The 9,825-nt window shown below is 65.0% G+C and carries 10 protein-coding genes; 4 read left to right on the forward strand and 6 right to left on the reverse strand.

Features of this window, described 5'->3' with window-relative positions; genetic code table 11:
• Positions 1 to 15 precede the first annotated feature (15 nt).
• The 5 genes from glyA to XI08_RS05850 all read right to left on the reverse strand — a co-directional run bounded on the left by glyA (position 16) and on the right by XI08_RS05850 (position 3,778).
• The gene (gene glyA, locus XI08_RS05830; RefSeq protein ID WP_271573721.1) at positions 16 to 1,314 is read right to left on the reverse strand and encodes a serine hydroxymethyltransferase; all 1,299 of its coding nucleotides are present in this window, start codon (positions 1,312 to 1,314) and stop codon (positions 16 to 18) included.
• A 264-nt stretch (positions 1,315 to 1,578) separates the two neighbouring features.
• Complete coding sequence (locus XI08_RS05835; RefSeq protein WP_027548259.1) at positions 1,579 to 1,800, reverse strand: hypothetical protein; 222 nt, start codon at positions 1,798 to 1,800, stop codon at positions 1,579 to 1,581.
• 37 nt (positions 1,801 to 1,837) lie between these two features.
• Complete coding sequence (locus XI08_RS05840) at positions 1,838 to 2,074, reverse strand: hypothetical protein (protein ID WP_271573722.1); 237 nt, start codon at positions 2,072 to 2,074, stop codon at positions 1,838 to 1,840.
• Positions 2,075 to 2,273: 199 nt separating this feature from the next.
• Positions 2,274 to 2,792, reverse strand: coding sequence for a transcriptional regulator LdtR (ldtR, locus tag XI08_RS05845; RefSeq protein ID WP_011087797.1), 519 nt, complete (start codon positions 2,790 to 2,792; stop codon positions 2,274 to 2,276).
• A gap of 482 nt (positions 2,793 to 3,274) precedes the next feature.
• Positions 3,275 to 3,778 (reverse strand): DUF6163 family protein, encoded by a 504-nt coding sequence (locus tag XI08_RS05850; RefSeq protein WP_027548261.1) that lies wholly within the window; start codon positions 3,776 to 3,778, stop codon positions 3,275 to 3,277.
• A 123-nt stretch (positions 3,779 to 3,901) separates the two neighbouring features.
• On the opposite strand from XI08_RS05850, the gene hemB reads away from it, so the two are divergent.
• The 3 genes from hemB to XI08_RS05865 all read left to right on the forward strand — a co-directional run bounded on the left by hemB (position 3,902) and on the right by XI08_RS05865 (position 6,753).
• Positions 3,902 to 4,963 (forward strand): porphobilinogen synthase, encoded by a 1,062-nt coding sequence (gene hemB, locus XI08_RS05855; RefSeq protein WP_271573723.1) that lies wholly within the window; start codon positions 3,902 to 3,904, stop codon positions 4,961 to 4,963.
• Between the two features lie 336 nt (positions 4,964 to 5,299).
• Positions 5,300 to 5,857, forward strand: a complete 558-nt coding sequence (locus XI08_RS05860; protein WP_271573724.1) for an RDD family protein — start codon at positions 5,300 to 5,302, stop codon at positions 5,855 to 5,857.
• A gap of 119 nt (positions 5,858 to 5,976) precedes the next feature.
• Complete coding sequence (locus XI08_RS05865) at positions 5,977 to 6,753, forward strand: arginyltransferase (protein WP_271573725.1); 777 nt, start codon at positions 5,977 to 5,979, stop codon at positions 6,751 to 6,753.
• A gap of 121 nt (positions 6,754 to 6,874) precedes the next feature.
• Here the strand turns inward: XI08_RS05865 and XI08_RS05870 are convergent, their stop codons facing one another.
• Positions 6,875 to 8,227, reverse strand: coding sequence for an Nramp family divalent metal transporter (locus tag XI08_RS05870; RefSeq protein WP_135176090.1), 1,353 nt, complete (start codon positions 8,225 to 8,227; stop codon positions 6,875 to 6,877).
• Between the two features lie 168 nt (positions 8,228 to 8,395).
• Here XI08_RS05870 and XI08_RS05875 point away from each other — a divergent pair, with 168 nt between their 5' ends.
• Positions 8,396 to 9,640 carry an MFS transporter gene (locus XI08_RS05875; protein WP_271573726.1) on the forward strand — a complete coding sequence of 415 codons (1,245 nt, stop codon included), beginning with the start codon at positions 8,396 to 8,398 and terminating at the stop codon, positions 9,638 to 9,640.
• The last annotated feature ends 185 nt before the right edge of the window (positions 9,641 to 9,825 follow it).

The following is a 9,825-nucleotide window of genomic DNA, read 5'->3' on the forward strand; positions in this document are numbered from 1 at the left end:
CCGCCTGGCCTAGCCTTACTGATAGATCGGGAACCGGTCGGTGAGTGCCTTGACCCGCTCCTTGATCGCGGCTTCCACCAGCGGCGCCTTGCCGTCGGAGGACTGCGCGATCGCGTTCAGGACCTCGGCGATCATGCCGCCGACCTGCTGGAATTCGGCAACGCCGAATCCGCGCGTGGTCGCGGCCGGCGTGCCCAGCCGCAAACCCGAGGTCACGAAGGGCTTTTCGGGATCGAAGGGAATGCCGTTCTTGTTGCAGGTGATGGCTGCGCGAACCAGCGCCTTCTCCGAGACGTTGCCCTTCAGGCCCTTCGGCCTGAGGTCGACCAGCATCAGATGGTTATCGGTGCCGCCTGAGACAATATCGAACCCGTGGCTCTTCATCGCCTCGGCGAGCGCCTTGGCGTTCTCGACGACGTTCTTGGCATAGACCTTGAAGTCGGGCCGCAGCGCCTCGCCGAAGGCGACCGCCTTCGCCGCGATCACATGCATCAGGGGGCCGCCCTGGAGGCCCGGGAAAATCGCCCCGTTGAACTTCTTGGTCAGCGTCTCGTCATTCCACAGCATCAGGCCGCCGCGCGGACCGCGCAGCGACTTGTGCGTCGTGGTGGTGGTGACGTGGGCATACGGCACCGGCGAGGCATGCACGCCGCCGGCAACGAGGCCGGCGAAGTGCGCCATGTCGACCAGCAGGTACGCGCCGACGCTGTCCGCGATCTCACGGAAACGCTTGAAGTCCCAGGCCCGCGAATAGGCCGAGCCGCCGGCGACGATCAGCTTCGGCTTGATCTCTTCGGCCTGCTTCTGCACCGCATCCATGTCGATGATCTGGTCCTCGCGGCGCACAGTGTAGTGCGCAGCCTTGAACCACTTGCCGCTCATGTTGACGGGCGAGCCATGGGTGAGATGGCCGCCGGCGGCGAGGTCGAGGCCCATGAAGGTGTCGCCGGGCTGGAGCAGCGCCAGGAACACTGCCTGGTTCATCTGGCTGCCGGAGTTCGGCTGCACGTTGGCGAAGCCCGCGCCGAACAGCTTCTTGGCGCGGTCGATCGCGAGGTTCTCGGCGACGTCGACCCACTCACAACCGCCGTAGTACCGCGCGCCCGGATAACCTTCCGCATATTTGTTGGTCATCACCGAACCCTGCGCTTCCAGCACGGCACGGCTGACGATGTTCTCGGAGGCGATCAGCTCGACCTCATGGCGCTGCCGGCCGAGCTCGCCCTTGATGGCGGCAGCGATTTCCGGGTCGGCCTGGTCGAGCGAGGCGGTGAAAAACGAATCGGGCGCGGAGGCGGTTTTTGCTGAGGTCATCTTGCGAATATCTCCACCGCCGCAGCCTTTTGGCGGGCTACGGGCGGGTCTGGTGTGGCGATCGGAAGCGGCGAGCGCCATCTACCACATCGGCCGCCCCCGGCCAAGCATTTGCGGGTCGGGCCTGATATTTATGCAAGATATGGTGGGATTGAAGGATCTGGACGTTGGTGCGGTTCTCTGGAGCCGCCCCGTTCCGATTCCCTGAAGGGGCCGCTTTGGACCTTAAGGCCCTGCCGGCCGATGAGGGCCGCCCCTTCCCCTTTAGAGCCCCGTATACCCCGACTTCACGGGGTCCACGCTGCCGTCGAGCTGGCGCAAATAGGTCAGGCCGCAGACCGTCAACCTGTGGGTGTCCTTCTCGCCGGCTTCCATCAACGTGTTGAGGTAGTTCGTGACCTTGGCCCGTGCCTCCTCGCTGGCCGCGGCGGTGCGGTTGGCGAGCAGGTCATAGGTCTGCATGATGCGGTCGATGGCAGCTTCCATGGCACCCTCTGGTTCTCTGGAATATCGGGAGTTTTGATCAGGCAACCGCGCGGGCCTCGGACTGCGTCTCGAACCGGCCGATCGCCTTGTTGGCGAGCCTGATCTTGTTGAATTCGCCGTGCTGGAGCAGCTTGATGATGATCTCCAGCAGGTTTTCGTTGGTGACGAGCGTGTCCGGAATTGCGCCGGAGCGGCGGAGGTAATTCGCGGCGATGGCATAGGCATCGCTCACGAGTTCGACGTTCACAGCCTGCAACCCGCGCCCGACCAGCATCGCATCCTCCGATCCAGAGGAACAACGGCGATGCCGGGACTTGGTTCCACCCGGACGGCAATTTTTCTCGCAGCTGCGAAACGGCAAAACGCACCGGTCCGGGGAGATCCCGGGGCCGGTGCGCTTGGGGAAGTCAGGCACGTTCGCAAGGCTTGCCGGTCTTGTTGCGGGCCGGCTTGGCCAGGATCCGTTTTAGAACTCAGAGCCGATACAGGATCTGGTCGGTCCAGAACCGCTCGAGACGGTGCAGCGACTTGTTGAGGGTCGAGAATTCCTCGCCCGAGATGCCGCCGACCTGCTCGACCGTCTTGACGTGCTTCTGATAGAGCGAGTCGACGATGCGGCGGACTTCCTGGCCCTGCGGCGTCAGGCGGATGCGCACCGAGCGGCGATCGACGCGCGAGCGCTGATGATCGAGGAAGCCGAGCTCGACGAGCTTCTTCAGATTGTAGGAGACGTTGGAGCCGAGATAGTAGCCGCGCGTGCGCAGCTCGCCCGCGGTCAGCTCCTTGTCGCCGATGTTGTAGAGCAGCAGCGCCTGCACCGAGTTGATGTCGGCGCGACCGCGGCGATCGAACTCGTCCTTGATGACGTCGAGGAGCCGGCGATGCAGCCGCTCCACCAGAGTCAAAGCTTCCAGATAGAGCGACTGCACCGAACCCTGCTGGCCGGAGACGCGCTCTGCGGTATCTGCCGCAGTTGCGACGGCTTTCATCATGACACTTCCCCTGTTGTCGTTTTTATCGACACTTATTCGACGAAACTTGTGTCCCGCCTGATAGGTGCAACTTAAGGGGCTCGTTTGAAGATCGGCTTAAATAAGAGAATAAAGAGATCATGAATTTAAGACAGTGAATTGCGGATTAAGCCTGTGCCACAAGGGCTTTTCGCAACCGTCTGTTGACCTTCGCAAGGTCCTGTTCACCCTCCGTCCGCCCCGGTTGTCGCATTCCAGAACAGCCCCGCCCCGTTTCGAAACGCGCGCGTAAGAGCTGTGGCGGAATGCACGGAGTCAACGAAAAGTTACCTCGAATTTTACGCAACCAACGGTCAACCAAGCGCGCGTGAAACCGCTGCTGTGCCGGAGCTGAACAGATCGTAGGATGGGTAGAGCGAAGCGAAACCCATCATCGTTCTCACACCGCTGCGATGGGTTTCGCTTCGCTCTACCCATCCTACCAAATGCCTGCGCAGGGATCGCTACGGCGGCCGTTCGCGCGCGGCCATCCAGGCGAGCGCCAGATAAGCGGCGAGCATGAAGACCTCGACGCCGACCACGACCAGGCTGCCGCCATAGATTCCCGGGAACATCAGCTCGATCACCGCCATCGACACCACGGTCGTCAGCCACACCACCGCGCCCCAGGGCGTTGCGAGCCACAGCCCGACGGCGGCGACGAGCTCGATCACGGCGAAGTAGACGGTCGCGGCCTGCCAGGCCATCGACTGGTTCTCGAACGCCTCGTCCTCGCCGCCGACGAAGCCGGTGACCTGCGCCCAGTGATAGAGGCCCTTGAGGATCGAGAGCAGCGCCATCACCCGCAGGAACAGCACGAGCCGGCGCGTCCAGACATTGTCGTCGGACTCCGAGCGCTCCGACGAGATCGCCGCCACCGACATGGCATTGTCTCTGGCATTGTCTCTGGCGGCGTCCCTTGCATTGGCGCTGTCGCGGGCCGCATCGCGGGTGGAGATCTCGGACATGGCTCCCTTCTGGCTGCTTCGGCCCGCAAAATCAATCGGCTGCCATCCCTTGCGGCAGGTCAAGCCGCGGTGACGGGAACCATGCGAGCTGGTATAAGAATAATTCCAGCCGGAGGAAGAGTGATGGCGATCAAATACGGGCGTCCGATCGAATTGCGCGAGGTTTCGCGCCGGGATGGCGGTGTGGCCTCCCCTGCCCTCGATCTGACCGTCCGCCCGCGCCGCAACCGCAAGGCCGAGTGGGCCCGGCGGATGGTGCGCGAGAACGTGCTCACCACGGACGATCTGATCTGGCCGCTGTTCCTGATCGACGGCAACAACAGGCGCGAGCAGATCGCCTCGATGCCGGGCGTCGACCGCCTCAGCATCGACCAGGCCGTGCGCGAGGCCGAGCGCGCCATGAAGCTCACGATCCCCTGCATCGCGCTGTTTCCCTACACCGACCCGTCCCTTCGCGACGAGGAAGGCTCGGAGGCCTGCAACCCGAACAATCTGGTCTGCCAGGCTGTGCGTGCGATCAAGAAGGAGTTTCCCGATCTCGGCATCCTCTGCGACGTCGCGCTCGATCCCTTCACCAGCCACGGCCATGACGGCCTGATCGCGGACGGCGAGATCCTCAACGACGAGACGGTCGCCGTGCTGGTGCGCCAGGCCCTGGTGCAGGCCGAAGCCGGCTGCGACATCATCGCGCCCTCCGACATGATGGACGGCCGCGTCGCGGCGATCCGCGAGGGACTGGATCACGCCGGGCTCATCGACGTGCAGATCATGGCCTATGCGGCCAAATACGCTTCCGCCTTCTACGGCCCGTTCCGCGACGCCATCGGCTCGGCCAAGACGCTGACCGGCGACAAGCGCACCTACCAGATGGACAGCGCCAACACCGACGAGGCGCTGCGCGAGGTCGAGCTCGACATCTCCGAGGGCGCCGACATGGTGATGGTGAAGCCCGGCATGCCCTATCTCGACGTGGTCCGCCGCGTGAAGGACACCTTTGCGATGCCGACCTTCGCCTACCAGGTGTCGGGCGAGTACGCGATGATCGCAGCGGCCGCGGGCAACGGCTGGCTCGACGGCGACCGCGCGATGATGGAGAGCCTGCTCGCCTTCAAGCGCGCCGGCGCCGATGGTGTGCTGAGCTACTTTGCGCCGAAGGCAGCGGAGAAGCTGCGGGCGCAGGGGTAAGCCCCGCACGGCTTCCTCGCGATCGCTTTGCGGGGTTAGGCACTCTGAACTCCACAAGCGTCGTAGCCAGGACCCATACCGCGTGATCTATCCGTGATCTGCGGTATCGGTACCGGGCGACTCTCAATCTTCGCCAAACTTCTCCCTGGGGTAATGGGTCCCGGCCTTCGCCGGGACGACACCGAGGATGTGGCGCGAGCATCGTCCTCATCTTCCACGAGCCCCCTCGCCCCCGAATCGCCGGAATATTTCGGCTTGTTAATCTCGACGCCCTTGGCACGCGGACGGCCTGTTCCCATGTCCTGCCACGGGAGTTTCCCTTCGGGAGGATGAACCATGTCGTATTCGGACTCGGGCAATTCAGGACCCCAGGCGGGCGCCTGGCGCAATGACGGCGGGGTGCAGCCGCATGCCTTCGATCCGTATCTGCAGCCGGAACTGTTCCGCGGCGTTGCCACGCGGCGGGTGTTCGCCTTCCTGATCGACATGGTCGTGATCTCGGTGCCGGTCATCCTCGGTTACCTCTTCATCGCCTTGTTCGGCGTGGTCACGCTCGGCATCGGCTGGGCGCTGTTCTGGCTGGCCTGGCCGGCCTCGGTGATCTGGGCCATCGTCTATTACGGCGCCTGCATCGGCGGTCCGTCATCGGCGACGATCGGCATGCGGGTGATGGACCTGGAGCTGCGCACCTGGTACGGCGCGCCGGGCTATTTCGTGCTCGGCGCCACCCATGCCGTATTGTTCTGGGTGACGGTTTCGTTCCTGTCGCCCTTCGTGGTCCTGGTCGGCCTGTTCAACGGCCGCCGGCGGCTGTTGCATGACTTCGTGCTCGGAACGGTCGTGATCAACAACTCGGCCCGCGCACCCGCGCCCCAGGGCGCCAGAACCTACTGATCAAGAACCTATCAACCAGGACCGGCTAAGCTGACTGATCAGACCCGCCGAGCAGACCAATTGACCGAGGGCTTCCGTAGCGCGATGCTGATACCCACTTCGGAGGCCCACGACGTCCCTTGACCCAACACTCGCGCGACACCCCCCAATTTTACCTCACGGCGCCTTCTCCGTGCCCGTATCTGCCGGGCCGTCATGAGCGCAAGGTGTTCACGCACCTCGTGGGTGACCGCGCGGGCGATCTCAACGACCTCCTGACCCATGGCGGCTTCCGCCGCAGCCAGTCGATCGCCTATCGGCCCGCCTGCGACCAGTGCCGCGCCTGCGTGTCGGTCCGGGTCGTGGCCAACGAGTTCCGCCCGTCCCGCAATTTCCGCAAGGTGATGGCGCGCAACGCCGACATCATCGGCGAGCAGCGCAGCGCGGTTCCGACCTCCGAGCAATATTCGGTGTTCCGCGCCTATCTCGACGCCCGCCACCGCCATGGCGGCATGGCCGACATGACCGTGCTCGACTACGCCATGATGGTCGAGGACAGCCATGTCGAGACCCGCATCATCGAGTACCGCAAGCGCGGCCCGGATAGCGGCATCACCGGCCGCGGCGAGGAGCTGATCGCGGTTGCGCTCACCGACGTGCTCAGCGACGGCCTGTCGATGGTCTATTCCTTCTTCGAGCCGAGCCAGGTCAGCCGCTCGATGGGCACCTTCATGATCCTCGACCACATCGCCCGCGCCCGCCGGCAAGGGTTGCCCTATGTCTATCTCGGCTACTGGATCGAGGGCTCCAAGAAGATGGACTACAAGGCCCGCTTCCTGCCGCAGCAGCGGCTGGCGCCGTCCGGCTGGCTGCGCGTCGACGCGCAAGGGGATGCCACGTCAGAGCCGCAGGATTAGTTCTCTGTCATGCCCCGGCTTGACCGGGGCATCCAGTACGCCGCAGCTTCTCGGCTCAACAACGGCTTTCTCTGGAATACTGGGTCGCCCGGTCAAGCCGGGCGACGACAACGGTGTGTGACTAGCCGAACAGCGTGTCGGCCAGCAGCTTCAGATTCAAGATCACGATGACGCCTGCGACGATCCACGCGATCGCGGCAACGTATGGCGGAATCGCGAACTGCCCCATCTTGCGGCGGTCGGAGACGAAGCGGACCAGCGGGATCACGGCGAAGGGCAGTTGCATCGACAGCACGACCTGGCTGAACACCAGCAGATCCGCGGTGCCGCGCTCGCCATAGATCGCGGTGACGACGATGACGGGAACGATCGCGATGCCGCGTGTGAGCAAGCGCCGCGCCCAGCTCGGCAGGCGCAGATCGAGAAAGCCTTCCATCACGATCTGGCCGGCAAGCGTCGCCGTCACCGTCGAGTTGAGGCCCGAGGCCAGCAGCGCAATCGCAAACAGCGTCGAGGCGATGCCGAGGCCGAGCAGCGGTGACAGGAGCTCGAAAGCCTGGCCGATCTCGGCGACGTCGGAATGGCCGCTCTTGTGGAAGGTTGCCGCAGCGACCACGAGGATCGCGGCGTTGATGAACAGCGCCAGCATCAGGGCGATGGTCGAGTCCGTCGTCGCCCATTTGATCGCTTCGCGCCGGCCCTTCTCGTTGCGCTCATAGGCGCGCGTCTGCACGATCGAGGAGTGCAGATAGAGATTATGCGGCATCACGGTCGCGCCGATGATGCCGATCGCGATGTAGAGCATTTCCGGATTGGTGAAGATCTCGGTCTTCGGCATGAAGCCGTGAAGAACTTCCGCGACCGGCGGCGCCGCGGCCACGATCTGGACCGCGAAGCAGACCGCGATCACCGCGAGCAGCGCGATGACGAAGGCTTCCAGGAAACGGAAGCCGCGGTTCATCAGAAGCAGCAGCAGGAAGGCATCGAGCGCCGCAAGCAGCGCGCCGCCGATCAGGGGAATACCGAACAGGAGCTTGAGCGCGATCGCGGTGCCGATGACCTCGGCGAGATCGCAGGCGATGATCGCCGCCTCGCAGGCGAGCCAGAGCAGGAAGTTCACCGCCGGCGAATAGGTCGCGCGGCAGGCCTGCGCGAGATCGCGGTCGGTGACGATGCCGAGCCGCGCTGCCAGCGACTGGAGCAGGATCGCCATCAGGTTCGAGAGCAGGATGACCGAGAGCAGCGTGTAGCCGAACTTCGAGCCGCCGGCGAGGTCGGTCGCCCAATTGCCGGGGTCCATGTAGCCGACCGAGACCAGGTAGCCCGGACCGACGAAGGCGAGCAACCGCCGCCACCAGCGGCCTGCCGCTGGAACGGCAATTGTGGAATTTACCTCGGCGAGGCTCTTGGTGGCCGGCGCGTCGGTGCGCCAGCCGGCGGCGTCGGAGGTGAGATCGGGCGAACGAGCATCCATGCGGTCAGAATACCGAAGTCGAGGCTTATTGCAACTCATTTGCAACTGCATCTAGGCGCATCGGTTCCCGGCGCGGCTCTGTTTTACCCGCCCTGTCGGGAAGCGGGTGGGTTTGGCCGCTCTCGGGGGCGGATACTGGCGCCAATCCGACTTTGCAGGAAATGAGCCATGTCAAATCCGCCGCGCCTCCCCGACACCTTCAACCGCCTCGCCTGGTCCAACCTCGCGGCGCAATCGGCCGAGCAGATCGCGCTGGCCGCAGCGCCCATCGTCGCCGTGCTGACGCTCGGGGTCGCCGAAGGCCAGACCGGCATGTTGCAGACCGCGTTGACGCTCCCCTTCGTGCTGTTCGCCATTCCGGCCGGCCTGCTCGCCGACCGCATCTCGCGGCGTTCGCTGATGGCGGGCGCCGAGGCGCTGCGGGCGGCAGCCCTCGTGGCCATCGTGCTGCTGCTGGCGCTCGGCGCCCTCAATCTGCCGCTGCTGGCGCTGCTCGGCTTCGCTGCCGTGTGCGGCACCGTCGTCTACAGCGTGGCCGCCCCGGCCCTGGTGCCCTCGCTGGTGAGTTCGGACCTGTTGCCATCCGCCAATGCCCGGATCGAACTTGCGCGCACCATCGCCTTCGCCAGCGGGCCTGCGCTCGGCGGCGCGCTGGTCGGCTGGTGGGGCGCGAGCCTGGCTTTCGGCTTTGCCGCGGCGCTCTCGGCCATTGCGGTGGTGCTGCTCTCCGGCATCTACGAGCCCGCCCGCACGCCGGCGCCGCGGCGCCATCCGTTCCAGGACATCCGCGAAGGCGCGGCCTTCGTGTTTCACCATCCGCTGCTGCGGCCGGTCTTCATTACCCAGTTCATCTTCAACACCGGCTGGTTCCTGCAGATCGCGGTGTTCGTGCCTTACGCCGTACGCCATCTCGGCCTGACCGCCGCCGGCGTCGGCACGGTGCTGACGATGTACGGCGTCGGCATGGTGATCGGTGCGCTGCTCGCGACGCGAGTCATGCAGCGCGTCGCCTTCGGCACGGTTGTCGGCCTTGGCCCGGTCACCGGCTTCGTCGCCTCCCTGGTGATGGCGCTGACGGTGCTGATCCCCTCGCCCTGGCTCGCGGGCTTGAGCTTCTTCCTGCTCGGCGTCGGGCCGATCCTGTGGGTGATCTCGACCACCACCTTGCGCCAGTCCGTGACGCCGCCGCGCCTGCTCGGCCGTGTCTCCGCCATCAACATCATGAGCTACGGCGCCCGCCCGCTCGGCTCGGCGCTGGGCGCGATCGTCGGCGGCCTCTGGAGCGCGGAGGCGTGCCTTTATCTCGCGGCGGCCGTGTTCGGCATGCAGGCGCTGGTGATCCTGCTGTCACCGGCGGTGGCGCTGCATCGGCAGCCGGACATGGTGGGGGACGAAGTGGCTGTTCGGTGTTAGCCAAATCCTCCGCCGTCGTCCTGGCGAAAGCCAGGACCCATTACCCCAGGGAGAAGTTGTGGCGCGAAGCTGGCAACCACGAGACTTCGCAAAACGATGGCCGGTGGCTATGGGTCCCCTGAGTTCACAAACGAAGTGCAACACTTCCAACTGGAGGTGTTGCCATGGGGCGGACTTACAAACAG

It is taken from the genome of Bradyrhizobium sp. CCBAU 11361, from assembly GCF_028128935.1.
Taxonomy (GTDB): Bacteria; Pseudomonadota; Alphaproteobacteria; order Rhizobiales; family Xanthobacteraceae; genus Bradyrhizobium; species Bradyrhizobium niftali.

Coding starts and splice junctions, on each gene's coding strand:
- glyA (WP_271573721.1), bottom strand. CDS start 1,314: ATGACCTCAGCAAAAACCGCCTCCGCGCCCGATTCGTTTTTCACCGCC.
- XI08_RS05835 (WP_027548259.1), bottom strand. CDS start 1,800: ATGGAAGCTGCCATCGACCGCATCATGCAGACCTATGACCTGCTCGCC.
- XI08_RS05840 (WP_271573722.1), bottom strand. CDS start 2,074: ATGCTGGTCGGGCGCGGGTTGCAGGCTGTGAACGTCGAACTCGTGAGC.
- ldtR (WP_011087797.1), bottom strand. CDS start 2,792: ATGATGAAAGCCGTCGCAACTGCGGCAGATACCGCAGAGCGCGTCTCC.
- XI08_RS05850 (WP_027548261.1), bottom strand. CDS start 3,778: ATGTCCGAGATCTCCACCCGCGATGCGGCCCGCGACAGCGCCAATGCA.
- hemB (WP_271573723.1), top strand. CDS start 3,902: ATGGCGATCAAATACGGGCGTCCGATCGAATTGCGCGAGGTTTCGCGC.
- XI08_RS05860 (WP_271573724.1), top strand. CDS start 5,300: ATGTCGTATTCGGACTCGGGCAATTCAGGACCCCAGGCGGGCGCCTGG.
- XI08_RS05870 (WP_135176090.1), bottom strand. CDS start 8,227: ATGGATGCTCGTTCGCCCGATCTCACCTCCGACGCCGCCGGCTGGCGC.
- XI08_RS05875 (WP_271573726.1), top strand. CDS start 8,396: ATGTCAAATCCGCCGCGCCTCCCCGACACCTTCAACCGCCTCGCCTGG.